We start from the raw sequence: 17,225 nt of genomic DNA on the forward strand, positions 1-17,225 counted from the left end.
GGATGAACTCACTCTTTCGCTCCATAGGCGTGGTTCCAGCGCGCCAGGGCCTTATCGCGCCACTCCAGGATCTCGCTGGCCGCCCGGCCCATCAGCCAATCGGGCGACCAGTGGAAGACGAAGGCCACGTCGGCCATCGCCGCCTTCAGATCCCCCCACCGCGGACATCGGGCAAAAAATAGCCCAGCACCTGCCCCATGCGGGCCAGGTCCCGCGAGCCCAACCCCTTCACCTCCTCGGGGCCCAGGCCCACGCACTCGCCCAGGATGCGGAAGCTCGCCTCCACCTGGGCCTTGGCGCTGGCCGCCTTGCTCACCAGCTCCACGTGGTAGCCGGAAGGCTCGCGGAAGGTCAGCGACTCGCGGCGCTCGCCGCCGAACTCCCGCGGCGAGATCAGCTCCAACTCCACCACGTCCACCAGCGCCTCGCGCAGCACATCCACGTCCACGTCGTCGCGCTTGCCGATCACCGCCACGCCATCCTTGATATCCATCGTTCAAACCCCTCTCGTCGGTCGGTTAACGGGCGCTTAAATGCCCAGGTGGTCGCGCAGGCCGGCCAGTTGATCCTCGCCATTGACGATGCGCACCATGCGCTCCACGTCGATGTTGTGGATCTCCTCGCCGCCGATCGCCAAGCGGTAGCGGTGGGCGGCGAACTCCACCGTCAGGTTGGCCGCCGTACCGCCCACCCAGTCGCCCGGGTTCTGCACCACGAAGCGCCCGTACAGCTCGGCGGTGGCGCCCTTGGTCTCGCCGTCGTGACTGATCAGCGCCCCGCGCAGGGTCAGCGCCACATCGCCCTTGCCGAACAGCTTCAGCACTTCCGCCGGCACCGTGGCGAACTGCAGGCTGGCGCGCAGCGCCTCCATGCCCATGTCCATCTCGATCGGCGCATCCATGCCGCCCGCGCGCATCGCCTCGGTGGTGATGGTCAGCTGCGGCAGCGTCACTTGGTTGCACTGGCCGGCATAGTGGCGGCCATCCACGAAGGCCACCACGTCCCGCATCACGTCTTTGAGCATCAGAGGATCTCCTCCAGGTAGTCGTTGACCATCCGGCTACGGAAGGTCACCCGCTCGGCCACCCCGTAGGGCGAGAAGTCGAAGTCGAACACCACCCGGCCGTCCATCATGTCGGTCGGCGTGTTCAGCTCCGGGTCGGCCCACACGCTGCCGCCGGCAATCCGCCCCTCGGCGGTCAACCGGTCGATGAACGCCTGCACCCCGCCGGTCACGTCCTCGATGTAGGTCCGGGTGATGTTGCGATCCACCGCCCACAGGTGCGCCGCCAGCAGCGAGTCGTTGATGATGTCGGCGATGCGCACGTGCGCCAGGAAGGCCCACCTGGCGTCCTCCGAGGTGGTGCGGTTGCCCCACAGGCGGTAGCCGCTCTCCTGGATGGTCACCGCGATGTCGTGGCTGTTGAGGAAGTTGGCCCGGCAGGTCGGGTCGCCCAGGGTGAAGTCGATCTCCCGCGACAGCCCCATGATCCCCGGCACGATCTGGTTGGACGGCGAGGTGTGCCAGCCGCGGCTGTTGTCGTTCCAGGCGATCACCCCCGCCACCCGCGCCGAGCCCGGGCGCGTCACCGGGCCGTCGGCCTCGGTGTCCCACACCTGGTACCACGGCTCGTGGAAGTACACGCGCTTGGTGCCGAAGTCGTCGCGCGCCGCCAGGGCGTCGTTGTCGTTGGTATTGGGGCCGTCCACGATCACGATCGCGCGCAGCTTGTCGGCCACGCTGGCCAGCGCCGCCGCCACTGGGTTGGCCAGAAACTCCCCAGGGGTCTCCGGGTCTTCCATGCGCTGGTGGGTAAAGCCCGGCGCGATCAGCAGGCGCGGCTTGGCGCCCACCGTCGAGCCCGCCGCCAGCAGCGCTTCCACGCCCAGGTACTTGCCGGTGGCGCTGTCCACGCCGCCGATCACGTTGCTCATGGTCGCGGCGTCGTCCTCGCCCTCGTCGACACGCACCACCACCACCATGGCACCGGTCACGCTCAGGATGTCGGCCAGGGCGTCGGGCAGGGTGCCCTCAATGCCCAGCGCCGCCGCCTGGCTGCGCGAGCCCAGCACCAGCACCGGCTCGTTCAGCGGAAACGCCTCGCTGTCGGCCTCCGGCGCGGTACCCACCACGCCGATCACCGAGCTGGACGCCGTGCGGATCGGGCGAATGCCGTCGTCGATCACGACGATCTCCACCCCATGCAGAAAATCAGGCATCGCTCACCCCTCCCTTGTCCTGCCCCTCGGCCTTGGCCTTGCGCGGCTTGGCCGGGGGCGTGGTGACGCCGGGTCGCTCCAGGTGCGTGCCCAGCAGGTACTTGGCTTGCCGCGGGTGCAGCGTGATCGGCTCCCCCGGCTGATACACCCGGCCCCGATGGGGCAGGGCGGTCTTCACGGTGTAGGTCTGTTGCTTACTCATCTCTCACCTCGCAGGAACCGCTCATTGCACCGGGTAGGTGCCGGCACTGGAGCCGCCGGACACCACCACCTCGGCATTGCTGGTCACCTCATCCACCACCGCATTGGCGATCGCCTCGGCCAGGCGCTCCACCCAGCTGTGCTCGCCCGTCGCGGTGGCACCCTGGGCCACCATCTCGCTGATGATCCGCCCCTTCAGATCGCCCTTGGAAAGCGCCATGTCACTCTCCCGCCGTCACGGTGGAGCTGCCGTCACCGTGCGGATTGCCGGTGAAATGACAGATGTGCCCGGTGGTCACCACGGCGTTGCCCTGGTTGAGGTGGATGCTCGCCGCGTCCACCTCGGCGGTGCCGTCCACCGTGGCCGCCAGGTTGCCGCCCACCTGGGCGGTCACGTCGCCCACCACCTGCAGACGGGCCTCGCCGGGCAGGCTCACCGACAGCACGCTGGCCGCGCGGTCGTACTCGAACACCGCGCCGTCGGCGAAGGTGAAGCGCGCCAGGTCCGGGCGGTCGCCCGGCGCCGGGCGCTGGTCGTGGTACAGCGCCGCCAGCGCCACCGCCGCCAGCGCCTCGCCGTTGGGCGAGAGCACCATCACCTCCTCACCCACCTCCGGCGGCCACCAGCTCTTGTCGTTGCCGGCCCGGCCCGCCACGAAGGGCACCCAGTCCGACAGCCGATCGGCCAGCCGCACCCGCACCCGGGGCGGAGTAGTGGTGTACTCGGCCTGCTCGATGCGGCCCGGCTGCAGCAGGCGGAACACCCGCCGCTCCAGCTTCTCCACGCGCCTCTCCAGGCTCTCCATCACGACACCTCCTCGCCGTCGATCCGCTCGTAGTCGTCGGGGAACTGCTCCAGCTTCTCCACGCGCCTCTCCAGGCTCTCCATCACGACACCTCCTCGCCGTCGATCCGCTCGTAGTCGTCGGGGAACTGCTCCGGCTGCCAGCCCGCCCACACCTCGCTGGGCGTCTCGCCGCTGCCGTCCCAGGCCGTCTCGCCCACCAGCACCACCTGGCGCCACACCACCGCCCACAGGGCGAAGCCCTTGGCGTCCAGGGCGGCGCTGTAGAGGTTCTCCAGCCCCGCCAGGCGGGCATGCATCACGTCCGGGGCCAGGCCCCACTGCGCGTGCTGCACCTGCTGCGCCCAGCTCACCGCCAGGCTCATCGCATCACGGCCCCGCTTGGCGGCCCCCCGCGCGTTGCGCGCCAGGCAGTACGCCGCCCAGCGCACATCCAGGGCAATGCGCCCCTCGCCGGGCTGCTCGTCGGCCAGCGGCGCCTCCAGCGCCGCCACGAAGAAGGCCGGCGCCACCACCCGCCCCTGGGTCGGCCCCTCCGGCCCGAACTGGCCGGCGTAGGGCTCCACCTGGGCCAGGCCCGGCAGCGCCTCGCCGGCCTGGACCAGAATCGCGTCCTGCACCGCCGCCAGATCCATCACAGGAACCCCTTGCTGTCGTTGCGATCCCACACCCGGCCACCCGACACCATCTCGGCGCCGTCGGCGCTGGCCGGCGCCTCGCCCTCGGCGCTAACGCCCAGGTCGATGTCGCCGCGGCTGATGCGCAGCAGGGTGTCCAGCGCCGCCTTGAAGCGCATCACCACCTGCTCGGGGGCGTGATCGTCGTACAGGTAGTAGCGCGCCATGTCGGCGCACAGCCGCACCAGCACGGTCGGCACGTGGGCCAGCGGCAACACGTAGCGTGCCGCCAGGTAGCCGTCGATCTCCGCCGTGGCATCCACCAGGGCGCGCTCGGCGATGGCCGCGTCGATCTCGCCCTGGTGGGCGCGATCGGTGAGCTGGCGGATCTCCACCTCGCCGAAGCGCTCCACCAGGTGCGACACCTCGGCGTAGCTCATGACCGCTTCACCTCGATCAGCGGGTCACGCTCCAGCTGGGCCAGCACCGTCTCGCTCACCACCTGCTCAGTGGCGCGGCGGGTCACCACCACGCCGCCGCGAATGCGCCGCTCCAACCGCGTCGAGACCACCACCGTTACCTGCCCCTTGGCCGGCGTTTCACCGCCGGCTGAAGCCGCCTTGGCCGGCGCCGACGGATCGGGCTTGCCCTCCTCGGGCTTGGCGGTGGCGCCATCCTTGGCGGCCGCGTCCGTGGCCGGCTCCTTCACGTCGGTCTCCGTGGCGCCCTGGCCAGGCTGGGTATCCTTGGCGTCGGCCTCGGGCGCCTTGGCGGCGCCTTTGGTGGCCCTGGTCTTCGTGGTCATGCGCTACCTCCTCAGGCGACCCAGGGGGTGGCCAGCAGCTCCGCGCTGTCGCGGTAGATGTTGGTGGAGCCGTTGGCCAGGCGCTCGGCCTTCAGCACTTCCAGCCCCTGCTGCTCCAGGGTCGGCGGCACCACCAGCAGGGTCGGGCGGATCGCCAGCGGGCGGCCGCCGTCGGCCTTCATCTCCATCATCGCGGTGCGCGCCTTGGCGTAGTTCTCCTGGCTCAGCGGCTGCTGGCTCTTGTAGGCCATCTGCCAGAAGCCGAAGCCCACGTTGCTGCGCGCCCGCACGCCGTAGCGGTACTCGTCCTGCATGAACACCTGCTCGTCCTTCTCGTCGAGCATCGCCTGCAGGTCATGCGGCACCCGCTCCTGGAAGATCAGCGGCTTGATCGCCCGGCTGATGTCCAGCAGGTACCAGGCCGGGCCCGGGTTCTCGGCGGGAATGTCCTGGTTGCTCACCAGCGTCGGGTCGCCGGTGCCGTCCACCTCGGCGAACACCGGGTGCTCGTCGTCGAAGAAGTTCTGGCCGTCGTAGCAGGGCTGGTTGTGGGCATCCTTGAGCAAGCCGAACACCAGTTCGTCGGGCTGGATCGCGGCGGCGCGCCCCATCTCCTGGAACAGCGGCGAGTAGATCCCCAGGTTGTCGTCCTCGATGTCCACCCGGGCCACGCCCACCGTGGACTCCCACAGCTTGTTCTCGATCTGGTAGCCGTGGGCCGCCATGTCCTTTATCACCCGCGAACCGACCCACTCGCGGAACTGCGGGAACTGGCCTAGCCAGCCGTAGGTGTTGCTGCGGCTCGAGCTGGGGATGCGCGTGGCCACGCGATCCCAGGCCGGCTCGGCCATGTTCAGGCCCTGCTGGTACTCCCGGCGAAAGCCGGTCATCAGGGCGCGCAGCGTGGAAGGGGTGATGATCATCAGTTGGCCTCCTTCAGGCTCACGTACTCGTCATGCGGGATACCCAGCTGCCGGCATACCGCCAGCTCCTCGTCCGACAGCCGCTTGCCGTCGCCGCCGCCCTCGGGCGCCTTGCCGCCGCTCTGCTGGCCCGACAGCGCGGCGATCGGCGCCGCCGTCTCCAGGTAGCTGCGCAGCGCGGCAATATCCTTCTTGCCCAGCTCCCGGGCCCAGTCCTTCAGCGCCGGGGTGCTCAGCACGCCGTCGGCGTCGGCCTGGTCGATCAGCCGGTCCAGCTCGCGGCCCTCGCCCTCCTGGATCTTGCTCGACAGCGCCGCCACCTGGTCGCGCAGCTGGCTCACCGCCTCTACCGGCACGTACTTGGCCGGGTCGGGCTTGCCCGACTGGCTGCGCAGCGCGGCCAGCTCCGTCTCCTGCTCGTCGAGCCTGGCCAGTCGCGCGGTCAGCGCCGCCACCGCCTGCTCGATCTGCTCCTCGCTGGCGCCTTCCTCCAGGCCCAGCAGCTTGCGTAGTGCCTCGTTCACGGGTGCATCCTCCTCGTGGGTGTCGTCATCGGCGCCGCTCAGAGAGAAGCGTGCCGCCGCCAGGTCGGCGATACCGTCGATGGCGGGGTTGTTGGTCACCGCCGCCATCAGCAGCTCGCGTACCTCGCCGGTCTCGCGGTCGTAGGTGAAAACGGGGGACAGGTAGCGGTACTCGTCGGCCTCGATGTAGCCGGCCGCGCGCGGCGTCCACTCCACGTCGATGGCGTACAGGCCGTCGCCGTCGCGCCACTCCAGGGCGCTGAACCACGCCGCCGCCGGGGCCGGCTGGCCGCTGGTGTCGGCCCCCAGCGTCTGGTGCTCGTAGTCGATCACGAAGGGCGTCTGGCGCGCGGCGGCCCGGGCGATCACCTGCGCCGCGGCCGCCGCGTTCAGCGTCCAGTGGGGCAGCCCCTCGGGGCGGCCGTCACGGGCACGGAAGCTCCCGGCGGGCATCAGCTGGATCTCGCGGCTCGGGCTGCGCAGGCGGGCCGCGCAGGCGGCGATATGAAAGCGGGTTGTCGTCGTCATGGGCGCAGCATGGCGCCCCGACGCCAGGGCGGGGATTTAGCGCGGGTTAAAGGTTGCGGCGGGATTTGGCGGGCGAGAGGGCGGGGGCGTCGGGCAAGGTGCCTTCAAACCCCCTTCAATAACGCCCCCAGGCGATCAAGTTTTTCTCCGAGTGCCAGGGCCGGGGGTCGGGCCTTGCGGCGCTCACAGGGCCGTTCTGGGCGCTCAGCCCTCGGCATCCTCGAAGCGCTCGCGGATGTGCGCCTCGAGCAGCCGCATCACCTCGGCGCGGTCGGCGGCATTGAAGCCCAGGAAGGGGCGGGCCGGGATGTCGCCCCAGGGGATCGGGACGTTGCGCCGGGTGCGGCCGAAGGCGCCCTGGCGGGCGCCGAACTGCTGAACCGCAGCGTACTCCAGGCGCGTGCCTTGTGCCAGCGCGTCATCCGTCGCCCGGTAGTGGATCGAGCCGCGCAGTAGCGGCGACTCGTGCAGGATGCGCGGGTTGCGCTTGCGCAGCAGGGTCGCCGCGCTATTGCGCTCCCAGGCCCGCCCCTCGGGGTTGCGCCCGGCGGCGAAGCGATCGTCCACCACCCGCTGCATGTACTCGCCGATGTCCGCCAGCGCCTCGCGGGGGGCGCCGGCGAACCGCGCCAGGCGCTCCAGGGCGGCGCGCACCGCGGCATCATCGACCCTCACCTCCACGCCGGCCATCACTCCTCCTCGCCGGGGCTCGGCCCGGGGTCGCGCTCGGCGGCACGGGCCACGCTTTCGCGGACCCGCTCGCCCAGGTCGTCGGGCAGCTTCTCGGCCTTGCGCAGCACCGCCTCGCGGGTCCGCGCGTCCACGCTCGCGCCTGGCGCGTAGTCCCAGCCCGGATCGACGCCCTGCGGCACCTGGTGCAGCTCGCCGGTCACCGGGTCCATCCATTCGTAGCTGCCGCTCGGCGGGGCGTCGTCCACGTCCAGGTCCAGCGCCTCCAGGTCATCCTCGGAGAGTGCCACCACGCTGCACGAGCAACCCCAGCCGTTGGGGGGATAGTGGGCGTCCCACCACGGATCGTCCGCCGGCAGCACCATGCCGTCCCACACCAGGTGCTCCGGGCGCGGGTCGGCGCTGCCGCCGTGGCGGTACTGCCAGTAGGGGCGCCGCCGGCGCACGCCGGGATCGGTCAGCTGGGCGTGCCGCCCGGCCGCCCAACTGGTGCGCAGGTTGGTCTCGTAGATCACCCGGGTGCGCCAGTTGCGCGGCCCGTTGTACTCCCAGCCCCGGGTCGCCACGATCTCGTCGAACTGCTCGCGGAACCAGGCCAGGGTGCGGCCCTCGGCCAGCGCCTCGTCCACCGCCTCGCGCAGGTCGGCCAGCAGGTCGCCCTTGGCGGCACCGGCCACCATGAAGGCCACGTTGTGCTGCGCCTTCCACACGTCGGCCCAGCGCTCGCTGGGCACCGAGAGCTTGCCGCGCAGGAACCGAATCGCCTCGTCGAACGCCATGCCGCCGTATTCCGCCTGACTCATGCCTCGCCCCCGTCCTGCTCGGCCACCTCGTCGCGCCCGGCCAGCTCGGCGGCGGCCAGGGCGCGATGCAGCAGCTGCGCCAGCTGCTCCTCGGGCATGTCGTCGTACACGTCGGCCAGGCGCTCGCGCAGCTCGGCCAGGGAGTCGACCTCGCCCAGCAGGCCGCGCAGCGGGGCCAGCAGGTTGTCGAAGGCCGCCGCGTGGTCGCGCTCCAGCCGATCGGCCCACTCGCTCACCAGGGTGTCGTCGCCAGCGGTGCGCGCCGCCGCCCGCGCCGGCGGGGCGGCGCGCCGATCGCGCAGCGCCGCGCGCCCGGGCAGCGCCGGGGCGGCCACCTCCAGCACCGGCTCGTCGCCCTCCGGCTGGGGAATGCGCAGCTTGTCGTAGGCCCAGCGCGCCGGGATGCGCATCACCTTGGCCAGTTTCGGCAGGGCGTCGGCGTAGGCCTTCAGGTCCTCCGGCTGCTCGGTGTCGAACACCCACTGCGGCATGCGCGTCAGGCGAGTGTTGAGACGCACTAGGGGCACCACCAGCGCCTGGGTCAGGGTGCGGGCGATCTGGCGCGCGTCGCTGCGCAGGATGTCGTGGCGCACCTCGTTGTGCACCTCGCCCAGGGCGTAGGAGCCGCCGCCGCTCTCGCCGGTCTGGCTGGTCAGGGTGGCGCCCAGGATCGCCTTGCTCACCGAGCGCTCGGCCCAGCCGATCATCGCCATGAAGGGGTCGCTCTGCCCCTTGGCGGCCTCCTTGAACTCCACCTGCATGCCATCGGGCACGATCCCCGCGGCGGCATGGCCGATGTTCACCACCGCCTTCATCAGCGTGGCCTTCTCCTGCTCATTGGCGCCGTTGGGGTAGCGCCCCAGGCGCAGCGGCAGCCCGTAGATCTCCAGGAACTCGGCCATGTCCCGCGCGCTGAAGTTGCGGAACAGGAAGGGCCAGGCCAGCACCCGGGTCAGCGCGCCGCGCGCCAGGTAGCCGCTCTTGGCCTTGTGCACGTGCACTACCCAGCCCCACGGCCGCAGCGCCTCGCCCTGGCCGCCGGCGCTGCGCAGGCGCAGGGTGTCGCGCGCCTCGGGCTGCACCATGAACCAGTCGGGCTGACGGTAGTCGATCGCCCGCGGCCGCCACTCGCCGGCGCTGCGCTCCCAGTCGATCTCCTGGCAGCTGTAGCCGTACAGGATCGCCGCCGCCGCGTCGTAGACGATCGCCTCCCAGTCCAGCTCGCGAATCAGCGCCTCGATGCGCGAGGTCTCGCGGCGCTCGCGCTCGGTGGCGCCCTCCGGCGGGCGCAGGTCCCAGTCCAGCCCCAGCAGCGCCCGGCGGCGCTTGGACAGTTCGGCGTAGAGATGGGCGTCCTTCTCCTCCATGTCCTCGCCCAGGCGCGCCTGAGCCACCAGGTCGCCCTGCTCGGCATCCTCCAGGATGCGCGCCAGCTTGGCCGGGGTCAGCCCGCGGCTCGGGTGGTCGGCGAACTCGCGGCGCAGATACGCCACCGTGGCGGTCTGCACCTCGCCGGCCAGCTCCTGCCGGCGGATTGGCCGGCCGTGTTGATCCACCAGCGCTACCATGCGCCATCCCCTCCTGCAGCGTTGATGTCGTCCAGCATGTCGAAGCCGTCGCCGGCCACCTCGTCCCAGCGATCGCGCCGGGCCGGCGCCGCCTGGAACTCGATCGGCGCCGGGTCGCGGCGGCTGGCGTAGTAGGCCAGCGCCAGGGCAATGGCGGCGTCGCCGTGACGCCCCTCCTGGCGGCTATTGCGCGGCACCATGGCCACGCCATCCACCTTGCGGATCGCCCGCAGGTCATCCACCAGGTGGCTGTCGCGGGGCAGCTCGATGTCGCCATCCTCGAAGGCCGCCTTGAGCACCGGCATGTTCTCCCGGTACCAGCCCTGCGACAGCTTGATCTCCTCTACCCGGTGGGCGCCGTAGGCCTGGGCCGTCACCTCGGCCAGGTAGGCGCCGTTGCCGGTGGCATCCAGGGCGCCGGCCTGGAACCGCGGGAAGCGATCGCACAGGTAGAACAGCACCTGGCGCTGCTGCTCGAACGGCATGTTGGCCAGCTCCACCACGAAGGGCGCCCGGCGCACCAGGTCCTGGCCGATCACCAGCGGGATGATCACCGAGAGATCCGCGGTGCGGCCGAAGTCCTGGCCGAAGGCGATCCACAGATCGTCGGGCAGGGCCAGCAGCAGCGGCTTTAGCTGCTCCTCGCACCAGTCGCGGATCTCCGCCTCGCGCGCCGCCTTGTGCCAGTGCTTGAACTCGTCGTCCTTGCGCAGGCGCAGCACCGGGGCCGGCACCATGCGCGACTCGATCAGCGCCCTGGGCAGGTAGTTGCCCTCGCCCTCGGACGGCACCACGTCCAGCTCCTCGCGCGCCGCCTCGCCGTAGAAGGCGTACACGCCGGCCACCCACTCGGCCTCGGCCTCGGCGCTCCAGGTCTCGCCCAGGCGCAGGCACACCCGCCGATAGAGCCCCTGGGCCACCGCCTCACGGAAGGTGATGCGCTGCACGCTGCCGCGCCGACGGCCGCTGCGGATGTCGTCGATCAGCTGGTTGAACGGGTTCTTGTCGCCGTTGTGGGTGCTGATCACGCGCACCTTGCCGCCCCAGATCAACAGCGCCAGGGCCGCCTTGAGCAGCTCGCCGAGCCTGTCGTGGAACGCCGCCTCGTCGATCACCACCACCCCCTGCTTGCCGCGCAGGTTGGCCGGGCGACTGGAGAGCGCCACGATACGGTGGCCACTGTCGGGAAAGCGGATGGTGAACGTCTTGATGTGCTTGTCGTCGCTGGCGTCGTCCCAGATCCCCTCCTCGACGGCGCTGGCGGCGTGGTTGAAGGCCCGCGCCCACATCGCGCAGGCCTCCACGTACTCGATGGCCATGTCCTGGTTGTAGCCGATGTAGTAGACGTTCATGCCGCCCGCGCGCTTGGCGGCGGCGGCGATCAGCACGTCGTCGGCGGCCTCGGCCCAGGTCAGGCCGGTACGCCGGCTTTTCTCGCTGACCTTGAGCTGGCTGTCGTCGGCGATCCACGCCTGCTGATAGTCCAGCAGCACCGGCGGCGGCGCGGCGGCTTCGTGGGTGGCGGGCACGCGGGCGGGCACGTTCATTTGGCGATCCCCAGCAGCTCGCGGCGCAGGTCGTTGACTACCTCGGCGGAGAGTCCGCCGCGCTTGGCCACCTCGGCCGCCTTGTCGGCGGCCTCCTGGGCCACCTCGCGGCGCACCTCGCGGGCCCACTTCTTCTGGCCCAGGCTCATGCGGCCGATGTCGGCCAGGGCGTGGGTCACGCTGGCCATGTACTTGGCGGCCTTCTCCGGCTCGTGCTCGGCCTTGCGCAGCGCGATGGTGATGCGCAGCAGCTGCTCCTGCACGATCCGCGCCGTGGCGTCCACCAGCGAGCCCTTGGCGTCGTCGTCGCCCTCGGTGAACGCCTTGGCCATCTCGGTGGTCTTGCGCACGTCGCCCATCGCCGCCTCGAACTCGGCCTGCAGCTCCGAGCCGTAGCGCTGCACGCTGGAGCGCGACACCTGGAAGCCGCGCTCGGCGAGCCACCCCGCCAGCGCCTCGTAGCCCTGGAAGCCCGTGGCCACCAGCTTCTCGTTCAGCTCCTCGCGCACGTCCTGGGGCAGTTCGAAGACCTTGGAGCGTTTCGGCATGACCGCCTCCTCACACGATGCCGGGGCGCGGGCGAGCCACCCCCGGCACCTGGGCGTGGCCCTCGGCCACGTCGCCGCCGCGGGCGGTCAGCGTCACCACCCAGCCGGCACGCGGCTGCTGGACGATCACCAGCCCCTGCTCCTCCAGCCACGCCAGGTCGCCGTGCAGGCGGTCGCGGCTCACGTGATGGGCATAGGCGCCGCGCAGCTCGTCGTTCAGGCTGTACTCATTGGCGGTGTAGGCATTGCGCCGCGCCAGGATGCGCAGAATACCCAGCCGGCGGCCCTCGGTTTCATAGTCCTGATAAGAGTTGCCCTGGTAGCTCATCGGTTCCCCCTTTCCTGGAGCATGTATTCGTGCAGGCGGTTGAGCAGCGAAGTGGTGCTCTGCAGCTGCGCCGACACCTGCGCCATGCCCCGGTTCATCTCCGCCATCTCGGCGCGCAGCTTGTCGATCTCGCCATAGCCAGGGCGGTTGTCCAGCGTCTGCTCCAGGCGTGACACGTGGCGGTCCACTTCATCCAGGCGCAGGTGCACCTCGCGGATCGCCGCGCTGGTGGCCCGGTTGCGGTTGGTCCACCACACGTAAACGCCCACCCCGAGCAGGAAGGCGTTCTTCAGCACCTCGAAGAAGAAGCGGGCCCCCGTCCAATCGATCAACTCCATGCATCCCCCGCATCATTCATCGTTATCGTCGACGCCTGCCCGGCAGCGCGCCGCGTCGTCGCGCACCGCCGCCAGCCGCTGCCAGCCGCGGCCACCCCAGCGGTGCAGCGCCTGCACGTACAGCGCCACATCGCGCTGGGTGTAGTCGCCCGCCGGGCGCTCGGGCGCGGCCTCGGGCTCGGTCATGGCCGCCGGCGCCGCGCACGCCACCAGGGTGACGATCGGCGGCGCCAGCGGCGGCTCGGGCGGCTGGGCGGCACAGCCGGCAAGGGCCAGCAGCGACCCGATCGCGGCGGACCTCCTCGGCAACGTCATGGCAGCGCCTCCAGGGTCTCACGCAGCACCGGCGCCACCGGGCCATCGGCCTCGGCGGGCGCCTGACGGATGCGCCGCTGGATCTCGCGGTAATCGGCGTCGCGCTCGGCCAGCACCTCCTGCAGCTCGACCACCGCGCGCTCGGCGGCGCGGGATCGGCGGCGCTCCTCGCCGAGCTGCTCGAGCACGCTCATCGTGCGCTCGCGCCAGGCGTCGCGGTGGGCGGTCATGCGCGCAAGCGCCTCGGCTTCGATGTCCAGCATCGCGTCCAGGTGCTGGGCGCGCTGAAACTGCCACGCCGCCACGGCCAGCAGGGTGAGCAGCAGGGCGAGCAGGATGCGCGTCAGCATGGCAGCCCCCCATGCCACCCGGCCCGATCGTAGCGCGGGGCCAGCTCGAGCAGGATGCGGCGCACATAGTGGCGGTTCTCGCGCTCGGCCCACCCGGCCCGGGCCGTGTAGCGCTCCACGCTGCCGAACCACACGGCGGGATCGTCGCCGGCGGCCGTGGCCAGGCGCCGGTCGCGGTTCACCCAGCCCAACCCGCCGTTATAGGCCGAGAGGGTAAAGGCCCAGCGCTCGCACACATCGGCTGCATTCTGGATGCGCCGCCAGTGCCAGCGGTTGTAGCGCACCATGGCGCGCATGGCCCAGGCCGGCGAGTAGGGCGCGGCGCGGCCCAGGTCGGGGTAGATCTCCACGATCCAGGCGCTGGTGCCCGGCATGAACTGCGCCAGGCCCTGGGCGCCCACCGGGCTGTCCACGTGCGCCCGCCAGCCGCTCTCCTGGTGAATCTGCGCCGCATGCACCGCCACCCGACCGCCCATGCCCCACTCCTGCTGCACCACGCGGGTCAGCTCGCGCTGGTGCTGCTGGGCGGCGGCGGGAAGGGCCTGGGCGTGCGCGGCCTCGGAAAACAGCCAGGCCAGCAGCCACAGCCCGATCAACAGGCGCAGCAGGCCGCTTGCCTGCCGCTCGGCCCGGAACCGGTCGGTCCAGTACGGCGAGAGCCGGGAAGTGCGCGCCATCTCATACCCCCAGGCCGAGGGCGATGATCACGGCGGCGATGATGATCGCCCGGCGCAGCATCAGCAGCGACACGGACTTCACGTGCAGTTGGAGAAAGTCGCCCGGACGGGCGTAGGGGAAAATCGTCCTGTCGATCCAGTAGCCGAGATAGGCGCCGAAGCTGAGCTTCGTCAGGCTCCACAGCAGCACGCCGAGTTGGTGCGGATAGAGCCAGCCGACCACGGCGGCCATGATCAGGGCGGCGATCAGCCAGGGGCCGACGCGCAGTTTGTCGAGTAGGGTTTCGCGGGTCATGACAGCCTCAAGCCAGTAGGGATGGTGTGTCTGGCTTGCAGGCTAAGGGCGGGGCGGGCGGGTGTCTCAATAGCCCGGGTTATAGGTCTTTCAGGGGGTCAGTCGCGGCGCTCGAACAGGTCGGGCTGGCGGCGCGCACGGGCCAGCTTACGCTGTTCCGCCAGAATCTTGTAGATGCGAACCTCGTTCAGCTCGAACTCGCGGGCCAGCTCGGCCACGTTGGCGCCGTCGTGGCGCTCCCAGATCTCGCGATCGCGCAGGGCGCGGTCGATCTGCTGCCCCTTGGGCAGGTAGAAGATGTGCCCCCCATGGTAGTGCGCCAGCGCCCGCACCGCCACGAAGGCGCGCGCCCGAGCGGTCTGCTCGTCGTCGCCGCCGCGGCGGTAGGCGCCCTCGATCACCATCAACATGTCGGTCAGCGCCTGCGGCCACTTCTTGGTGATCTCCGGGTCCTGCAGCTGCTCCAGGGCGTCGGCCGGCACCTCGAAGCCCATGTCGGCCTGGGCGTCGTGTCGTGAATCACTCATGGCGCTCTCCTCGTGTCGACTGCATGCCCAGCTCGCGCAGCATCTGCTTGAGTCGGGCCTTGTTCCTGCGGCGCTGGGCGTCGCTCATGGGCGGCTTGGGCAGCCGTGGGCGCTGGGGGCGCTCGGGCAGCTGCTCGAGCAGCTGGCGCGGTACCGGCCAGCGGTCGGCGTTGCCGGCCAGGCGGGTGAAGGCGGCACGGATGCGCCGGACGTCCAGCTCGGCGTCCCAGCCGATCGGCTGCTGCCACAGGGCATCGATCCAGGTCTGCACGGTGTACTCGGCTTCGTCTTCCCAGGGCGCGCTGGGCAGGCGCAGCACCAGCAGCCGGGCGATGCCGGCGGCGATCTCGTCGCGGAACCACTGCGCCGGGTGCGTCATGCCTGGCGCCCCCGGTTGACGGCTTCCAGCGCCTTCATCACGCCACGCGAGGCGCGGCGCGGCGCCTCGCCGTCGGGCACGGCCACCGCCTGGCTGGCCTCGGCCCGGGCGCCCAGGGTCTCCACCACCCGCTTCAGGTAATTGTGGTTGCGCAACGGACGGGTGTCCTCGCCGCTGTCGCGCTTGCCGCGAATGGCCTCCACGGTGTCGGAGAGCGCCGCGCCCACCAGGGCGGTATCGGCGGCCAGTGCCAGCGCCTCGCGGGCCACGCGCAGCTGCCGCTCGTAGGCCATCGCCCGGGTCTTGCCGCGAAACAGGCCCACGTAGGCCACCAGCGGGCGCGACACCTCACGCGGCAGCTCGGCCAGCAACGCCATGAACTCGCGCAACGCCTCATCCTCGGCGGCGTGTTCCAAGGTGAACTGGGTGTGGCAGCAGGGGCAGCGGATATCCATCGGTTAATCAGTCCTTACAGGCCGGTTCATCGGTATTCCTGGGTGGCTCGGGCAACGCCTTGGCCAGCGCCTTGAGCACGGGCAGGTTGCGCTCCCAGCGCTGCGGCAGGCGGTAACGCCGGGGCAGGTTCTCGCGGGTCTCACCCATGGCCACCAGGCAGCGGTCGATGTACTCCAGGTAGCCACGCTTCTCCTGCTCGATGTGCAGCGCGGCGATCACGCCCTTGAACTGCTTTTCGGTGCGCAGCCAGTCGAGGCGCTCGATGCCTGTCTGACGCTTGGCGATGGCTTCGGCATACGCCCAGGCCAACCCCATGTCGGCCAACTGCGCCTCGATCTTGGCCATCTGCTCGTGCTTGTTGAACGTATTGGGCAAGCGCCCGGCGCGCTTCGGCACCCTGGGCTTGAAGCCCAGGCGCTTGAACTCGTTGAGCACCAGGGTCACGCCCCGATCGTCCAACTGCTTGGAGCTGCTCACCCCGGCGGCACGGGCCAGCAGTGCACGGTAGGCCTCGTCGTCCAGGCCGAGCTGTTGCTTGGCGATATGGATCTGGGCCAGCTTCCCGCGTGAGATCATCGGCGCAACCCTCCGCCGGCGCCGATGAAGAAGGCGATCACCAGCGGGGTGACGACGACAACGGCGATCAGGTAGTAGAGCAGCCAGGTCATGACGCCACCTCGTCGGCCAGCAGCGCCTCGCGGCGGCGCTTCGCCTCCTCGTCGGACAGCAGGCGGATGACCTCATTGTTCGCCACCAGGTGGCGGCGCAGCGATTGCGGCGACTCCCAATAGGGATGACGATGGCTCACCGTCTCCTCCGCCGCCTTCTTGCCAAGGGCGCGCCGAGCCAGCTTCTTGCGCTTGCCCCGGTAGACGCTGCGGGTGCGCTCCTGATAGAAGCGACGGCCTTCCTCGCTCAACTCGTCGCCGACCCAGCCCAGCCACTTCAGGTCGAACTTGCCATCCACATACACGGTGATGCCCAGGCGCAGCTTGCCCACGCGCTGGAGCATCAGCCGCACCAGGTAGCCGTCGCAGTCCAGGTGCACCGAGGAGAAAAGCGTCATCACCCGCTCCTCGATCTCCTGCCACTGCGCGGCGGTCGGTTGCTCTTTCGCCATCTTGATCACCTCACTCTGGCTGCTCATCAGTGCCGGGCCACCACGCCCGGCAGACGCCCACCCGCAGGCGGGCGTTTCGCTCAGGTGCCGAACGTTCTCCGTCGCAGCACATTCCGGGCGCTGGCCACCAGCTGCTCCTCCTCTGGGCTCACGCCATCGACGATGCTCAGCAGCCCCTCCAGGGCCTCCTCCATCTCGTCGGCCACCTCCAGCTGGTTGCCATCGAAGTGAACCGCAACCACGCTGCCGCCTTGGAACTCGGTACCGGCGCTGTAGGCCGGGCTCACGCCCTCAGGGAAGCGCACGACGATGGTGTGCTCGGTCATGACGGCTGGCCCTCTCTGGGATGAACGGGGTGGCGCTTCAGCACCTGCTCGAGCAGGGCGACGGCGGTGATGCCGGCGGACGGCATCGGGGTGTCGCCGATCTTGTCGCGGGCGGCCCGCACATCCGCCAGCAGGCGCTGGTAGCGCACTTCGAGGTCGATCAGCTCCTGTGTCTGGCTGCCCATCACGCCACCTCCATCTGCTCGTACGCCCAGCGCCACGCCGAATGCTTCCAGTTGCGCGGCGGCGGGTTGCCCTTGAGCCACTTCTTTGCCGCCGCGGCGGTGACGCCACGCTCCTGAAGCCGGTAGTAGTAGTCGCACTTGCTCGGCATC

Annotated in this window: 31 protein-coding genes and 1 other RNA gene; all 32 read right to left on the bottom strand. The window is 70.5% G+C overall.

What is annotated here, in order from left to right; all coding sequences use genetic code 11:
* Positions 1–8: 8 nt before the first annotated feature.
* Positions 9–137 carry a GpE family phage tail protein gene (locus TGR7_RS08165; RefSeq protein ID WP_012638193.1) on the bottom strand — a complete coding sequence of 43 codons (129 nt, stop codon included), beginning with the start codon at positions 135–137 and terminating at the stop codon, positions 9–11.
* A gap of 8 nt (positions 138–145) precedes the next feature.
* A complete protein-coding gene (locus TGR7_RS08170) occupies positions 146–493 on the bottom strand; it encodes a phage tail assembly protein (protein WP_012638194.1) in 348 nt (115 codons plus the stop codon).
* A gap of 36 nt (positions 494–529) precedes the next feature.
* Positions 530–1,024 carry a phage major tail tube protein gene (locus tag TGR7_RS08175; protein WP_012638195.1) on the bottom strand — a complete coding sequence of 165 codons (495 nt, stop codon included), beginning with the start codon at positions 1,022–1,024 and terminating at the stop codon, positions 530–532.
* Positions 1,024–2,220, bottom strand: coding sequence for a phage tail sheath subtilisin-like domain-containing protein (locus TGR7_RS08180; RefSeq protein ID WP_012638196.1), 1,197 nt, complete (start codon positions 2,218–2,220; stop codon positions 1,024–1,026). Before TGR7_RS08180 ends, TGR7_RS08175 begins: the two co-directional genes overlap by 1 nt.
* The gene (locus TGR7_RS08185) at positions 2,213–2,422 is read right to left on the bottom strand and encodes a DUF7210 family protein (protein ID WP_012638197.1); all 210 of its coding nucleotides are present in this window, start codon (positions 2,420–2,422) and stop codon (positions 2,213–2,215) included. Before TGR7_RS08185 ends, TGR7_RS08180 begins: the two co-directional genes overlap by 8 nt.
* A 21-nt stretch (positions 2,423–2,443) precedes the next feature.
* Positions 2,444–2,641 (bottom strand): hypothetical protein, encoded by a 198-nt coding sequence (locus TGR7_RS08190; RefSeq protein ID WP_012638198.1) that lies wholly within the window; start codon positions 2,639–2,641, stop codon positions 2,444–2,446.
* Between the two features lies 1 nt (position 2,642).
* On the bottom strand, positions 2,643–3,227 hold the full coding sequence (locus tag TGR7_RS08195) for a phage baseplate assembly protein V (protein ID WP_012638199.1): 585 nt from the start codon (positions 3,225–3,227) through the stop codon (positions 2,643–2,645).
* 82 nt (positions 3,228–3,309) lie between these two features.
* The gene (locus tag TGR7_RS17615; protein ID WP_012638200.1) at positions 3,310–3,861 is read right to left on the bottom strand and encodes a phage protein Gp37; all 552 of its coding nucleotides are present in this window, start codon (positions 3,859–3,861) and stop codon (positions 3,310–3,312) included.
* Positions 3,861–4,283 (bottom strand): gp436 family protein, encoded by a 423-nt coding sequence (locus TGR7_RS08205; RefSeq protein ID WP_012638201.1) that lies wholly within the window; start codon positions 4,281–4,283, stop codon positions 3,861–3,863. The genes TGR7_RS17615 and TGR7_RS08205 overlap by 1 nt, the downstream gene beginning before the upstream one ends.
* Positions 4,280–4,648 (bottom strand): hypothetical protein, encoded by a 369-nt coding sequence (locus TGR7_RS08210; RefSeq protein WP_012638202.1) that lies wholly within the window; start codon positions 4,646–4,648, stop codon positions 4,280–4,282. Before TGR7_RS08210 ends, TGR7_RS08205 begins: the two co-directional genes overlap by 4 nt.
* Before the next feature lie 11 nt (positions 4,649–4,659).
* Positions 4,660–5,571: a Mu-like prophage major head subunit gpT family protein gene (locus TGR7_RS08215; RefSeq protein ID WP_012638203.1), complete on the bottom strand. Its 912-nt coding sequence runs from the start codon at positions 5,569–5,571 to the stop codon at positions 4,660–4,662.
* Positions 5,571–6,623 (bottom strand): phage protease, encoded by a 1,053-nt coding sequence (locus tag TGR7_RS08220; RefSeq protein WP_012638204.1) that lies wholly within the window; start codon positions 6,621–6,623, stop codon positions 5,571–5,573. Before TGR7_RS08220 ends, TGR7_RS08215 begins: the two co-directional genes overlap by 1 nt.
* Before the next feature lie 204 nt (positions 6,624–6,827).
* Positions 6,828–7,313: a phage virion morphogenesis protein gene (locus tag TGR7_RS08225; RefSeq protein ID WP_012638205.1), complete on the bottom strand. Its 486-nt coding sequence runs from the start codon at positions 7,311–7,313 to the stop codon at positions 6,828–6,830.
* Complete coding sequence (locus TGR7_RS08230) at positions 7,313–8,116, bottom strand: phage head morphogenesis protein (RefSeq protein ID WP_012638206.1); 804 nt, start codon at positions 8,114–8,116, stop codon at positions 7,313–7,315. The genes TGR7_RS08225 and TGR7_RS08230 overlap by 1 nt, the downstream gene beginning before the upstream one ends.
* A complete protein-coding gene (locus tag TGR7_RS08235) occupies positions 8,113–9,684 on the bottom strand; it encodes a DUF935 domain-containing protein (protein WP_012638207.1) in 1,572 nt (523 codons plus the stop codon). Before TGR7_RS08235 ends, TGR7_RS08230 begins: the two co-directional genes overlap by 4 nt.
* Positions 9,678–11,231 carry a hypothetical protein gene (locus TGR7_RS08240; RefSeq protein WP_012638208.1) on the bottom strand — a complete coding sequence of 518 codons (1,554 nt, stop codon included), beginning with the start codon at positions 11,229–11,231 and terminating at the stop codon, positions 9,678–9,680. Before TGR7_RS08240 ends, TGR7_RS08235 begins: the two co-directional genes overlap by 7 nt.
* On the bottom strand, positions 11,228–11,779 hold the full coding sequence (locus tag TGR7_RS08245; RefSeq protein WP_012638209.1) for a DUF3486 family protein: 552 nt from the start codon (positions 11,777–11,779) through the stop codon (positions 11,228–11,230). The genes TGR7_RS08240 and TGR7_RS08245 overlap by 4 nt, the downstream gene beginning before the upstream one ends.
* 10 nt (positions 11,780–11,789) lie before the next feature.
* Positions 11,790–12,107: a VpaChn25_0724 family phage protein gene (locus tag TGR7_RS08250; protein WP_012638210.1), complete on the bottom strand. Its 318-nt coding sequence runs from the start codon at positions 12,105–12,107 to the stop codon at positions 11,790–11,792.
* On the bottom strand, positions 12,104–12,445 hold the full coding sequence (locus TGR7_RS08255) for a hypothetical protein (protein ID WP_012638211.1): 342 nt from the start codon (positions 12,443–12,445) through the stop codon (positions 12,104–12,106). Before TGR7_RS08255 ends, TGR7_RS08250 begins: the two co-directional genes overlap by 4 nt.
* A 12-nt stretch (positions 12,446–12,457) precedes the next feature.
* The gene (locus TGR7_RS08260; protein ID WP_012638212.1) at positions 12,458–12,760 is read right to left on the bottom strand and encodes a hypothetical protein; all 303 of its coding nucleotides are present in this window, start codon (positions 12,758–12,760) and stop codon (positions 12,458–12,460) included.
* On the bottom strand, positions 12,757–13,128 hold the full coding sequence (locus TGR7_RS08265) for a hypothetical protein (protein ID WP_148211479.1): 372 nt from the start codon (positions 13,126–13,128) through the stop codon (positions 12,757–12,759). The genes TGR7_RS08260 and TGR7_RS08265 overlap by 4 nt, the downstream gene beginning before the upstream one ends.
* Complete coding sequence (locus TGR7_RS08270) at positions 13,104–13,787, bottom strand: transglycosylase SLT domain-containing protein (protein ID WP_012638214.1); 684 nt, start codon at positions 13,785–13,787, stop codon at positions 13,104–13,106. The genes TGR7_RS08265 and TGR7_RS08270 overlap by 25 nt, the downstream gene beginning before the upstream one ends.
* A gap of 1 nt (position 13,788) precedes the next feature.
* A complete protein-coding gene (locus tag TGR7_RS08275; RefSeq protein WP_012638215.1) occupies positions 13,789–14,082 on the bottom strand; it encodes a putative holin in 294 nt (97 codons plus the stop codon).
* A 98-nt stretch (positions 14,083–14,180) separates the two neighbouring features.
* Complete coding sequence (locus TGR7_RS08280) at positions 14,181–14,609, bottom strand: Mor transcription activator family protein (protein ID WP_012638216.1); 429 nt, start codon at positions 14,607–14,609, stop codon at positions 14,181–14,183.
* The gene (locus TGR7_RS08285; protein WP_012638217.1) at positions 14,602–14,988 is read right to left on the bottom strand and encodes a hypothetical protein; all 387 of its coding nucleotides are present in this window, start codon (positions 14,986–14,988) and stop codon (positions 14,602–14,604) included. Before TGR7_RS08285 ends, TGR7_RS08280 begins: the two co-directional genes overlap by 8 nt.
* Complete coding sequence (locus TGR7_RS08290) at positions 14,985–15,443, bottom strand: hypothetical protein (protein WP_012638218.1); 459 nt, start codon at positions 15,441–15,443, stop codon at positions 14,985–14,987. Before TGR7_RS08290 ends, TGR7_RS08285 begins: the two co-directional genes overlap by 4 nt.
* 7 nt (positions 15,444–15,450) lie before the next feature.
* Complete coding sequence (locus TGR7_RS08295) at positions 15,451–16,020, bottom strand: regulatory protein GemA (RefSeq protein ID WP_012638219.1); 570 nt, start codon at positions 16,018–16,020, stop codon at positions 15,451–15,453.
* A gap of 88 nt (positions 16,021–16,108) precedes the next feature.
* Positions 16,109–16,591, bottom strand: a complete 483-nt coding sequence (locus TGR7_RS08300) for a hypothetical protein (protein ID WP_049764639.1) — start codon at positions 16,589–16,591, stop codon at positions 16,109–16,111.
* An RNA gene (locus tag TGR7_RS17095) (hammerhead ribozyme type II) lies at positions 16,578–16,646 on the bottom strand. The genes TGR7_RS08300 and TGR7_RS17095 overlap by 14 nt, the downstream gene beginning before the upstream one ends.
* Entirely contained in the window at positions 16,645–16,890 is a 246-nt protein-coding gene (locus tag TGR7_RS08305; RefSeq protein WP_012638222.1) for a hypothetical protein, read from the bottom strand. Before TGR7_RS08305 ends, TGR7_RS17095 begins: the two co-directional genes overlap by 2 nt.
* Entirely contained in the window at positions 16,887–17,075 is a 189-nt protein-coding gene (locus TGR7_RS08310; protein WP_012638223.1) for a hypothetical protein, read from the bottom strand. The genes TGR7_RS08305 and TGR7_RS08310 overlap by 4 nt, the downstream gene beginning before the upstream one ends.
* Complete coding sequence (locus tag TGR7_RS17620; RefSeq protein WP_012638224.1) at positions 17,075–17,224, bottom strand: hypothetical protein; 150 nt, start codon at positions 17,222–17,224, stop codon at positions 17,075–17,077. The genes TGR7_RS08310 and TGR7_RS17620 overlap by 1 nt, the downstream gene beginning before the upstream one ends.
* Position 17,225 lies beyond the last annotated feature (1 nt).

Source organism: Thioalkalivibrio sulfidiphilus HL-EbGr7 (assembly GCF_000021985.1).
In the GTDB taxonomy this organism is placed as follows: Bacteria; Pseudomonadota; Gammaproteobacteria; order Ectothiorhodospirales; family Ectothiorhodospiraceae; genus Thioalkalivibrio_A; species Thioalkalivibrio_A sulfidiphilus.

Coding starts and splice junctions, on each gene's coding strand:
- TGR7_RS08275 (WP_012638215.1), bottom strand. CDS start 14,082: ATGACCCGCGAAACCCTACTCGACAAACTGCGCGTCGGCCCCTGGCTG.
- TGR7_RS08230 (WP_012638206.1), bottom strand. CDS start 8,116: ATGAGTCAGGCGGAATACGGCGGCATGGCGTTCGACGAGGCGATTCGG.
- TGR7_RS08310 (WP_012638223.1), bottom strand. CDS start 17,075: ATGGGCAGCCAGACACAGGAGCTGATCGACCTCGAAGTGCGCTACCAG.
- TGR7_RS08260 (WP_012638212.1), bottom strand. CDS start 12,760: ATGACGTTGCCGAGGAGGTCCGCCGCGATCGGGTCGCTGCTGGCCCTT.
- TGR7_RS08225 (WP_012638205.1), bottom strand. CDS start 7,313: ATGGCCGGCGTGGAGGTGAGGGTCGATGATGCCGCGGTGCGCGCCGCC.
- TGR7_RS08245 (WP_012638209.1), bottom strand. CDS start 11,779: ATGCCGAAACGCTCCAAGGTCTTCGAACTGCCCCAGGACGTGCGCGAG.
- TGR7_RS08240 (WP_012638208.1), bottom strand. CDS start 11,231: ATGAACGTGCCCGCCCGCGTGCCCGCCACCCACGAAGCCGCCGCGCCG.
- TGR7_RS08205 (WP_012638201.1), bottom strand. CDS start 4,283: ATGAGCTACGCCGAGGTGTCGCACCTGGTGGAGCGCTTCGGCGAGGTG.
- TGR7_RS08190 (WP_012638198.1), bottom strand. CDS start 2,641: ATGGCGCTTTCCAAGGGCGATCTGAAGGGGCGGATCATCAGCGAGATG.
- TGR7_RS08300 (WP_049764639.1), bottom strand. CDS start 16,591: ATGAGCAGCCAGAGTGAGGTGATCAAGATGGCGAAAGAGCAACCGACC.
- TGR7_RS08290 (WP_012638218.1), bottom strand. CDS start 15,443: ATGGATATCCGCTGCCCCTGCTGCCACACCCAGTTCACCTTGGAACAC.
- TGR7_RS08185 (WP_012638197.1), bottom strand. CDS start 2,422: ATGAGTAAGCAACAGACCTACACCGTGAAGACCGCCCTGCCCCATCGG.
- TGR7_RS17615 (WP_012638200.1), bottom strand. CDS start 3,861: ATGGATCTGGCGGCGGTGCAGGACGCGATTCTGGTCCAGGCCGGCGAG.
- TGR7_RS17620 (WP_012638224.1), bottom strand. CDS start 17,224: ATGCCGAGCAAGTGCGACTACTACTACCGGCTTCAGGAGCGTGGCGTC.
- TGR7_RS08270 (WP_012638214.1), bottom strand. CDS start 13,787: ATGGCGCGCACTTCCCGGCTCTCGCCGTACTGGACCGACCGGTTCCGG.
- TGR7_RS08165 (WP_012638193.1), bottom strand. CDS start 137: ATGGCCGACGTGGCCTTCGTCTTCCACTGGTCGCCCGATTGGCTGATG.
- TGR7_RS08210 (WP_012638202.1), bottom strand. CDS start 4,648: ATGACCACGAAGACCAGGGCCACCAAAGGCGCCGCCAAGGCGCCCGAG.
- TGR7_RS08280 (WP_012638216.1), bottom strand. CDS start 14,609: ATGAGTGATTCACGACACGACGCCCAGGCCGACATGGGCTTCGAGGTG.
- TGR7_RS08170 (WP_012638194.1), bottom strand. CDS start 493: ATGGATATCAAGGATGGCGTGGCGGTGATCGGCAAGCGCGACGACGTG.
- TGR7_RS08305 (WP_012638222.1), bottom strand. CDS start 16,890: ATGACCGAGCACACCATCGTCGTGCGCTTCCCTGAGGGCGTGAGCCCG.
- TGR7_RS08255 (WP_012638211.1), bottom strand. CDS start 12,445: ATGGAGTTGATCGATTGGACGGGGGCCCGCTTCTTCTTCGAGGTGCTG.
- TGR7_RS08215 (WP_012638203.1), bottom strand. CDS start 5,571: ATGATCATCACCCCTTCCACGCTGCGCGCCCTGATGACCGGCTTTCGC.
- TGR7_RS08235 (WP_012638207.1), bottom strand. CDS start 9,684: ATGGTAGCGCTGGTGGATCAACACGGCCGGCCAATCCGCCGGCAGGAG.
- TGR7_RS08180 (WP_012638196.1), bottom strand. CDS start 2,220: ATGCCTGATTTTCTGCATGGGGTGGAGATCGTCGTGATCGACGACGGC.
- TGR7_RS08220 (WP_012638204.1), bottom strand. CDS start 6,623: ATGACGACGACAACCCGCTTTCATATCGCCGCCTGCGCGGCCCGCCTG.
- TGR7_RS08285 (WP_012638217.1), bottom strand. CDS start 14,988: ATGACGCACCCGGCGCAGTGGTTCCGCGACGAGATCGCCGCCGGCATC.
- TGR7_RS08195 (WP_012638199.1), bottom strand. CDS start 3,227: ATGGAGAGCCTGGAGAGGCGCGTGGAGAAGCTGGAGCGGCGGGTGTTC.
- TGR7_RS08175 (WP_012638195.1), bottom strand. CDS start 1,024: ATGCTCAAAGACGTGATGCGGGACGTGGTGGCCTTCGTGGATGGCCGC.
- TGR7_RS08295 (WP_012638219.1), bottom strand. CDS start 16,020: ATGATCTCACGCGGGAAGCTGGCCCAGATCCATATCGCCAAGCAACAG.
- TGR7_RS08250 (WP_012638210.1), bottom strand. CDS start 12,107: ATGAGCTACCAGGGCAACTCTTATCAGGACTATGAAACCGAGGGCCGC.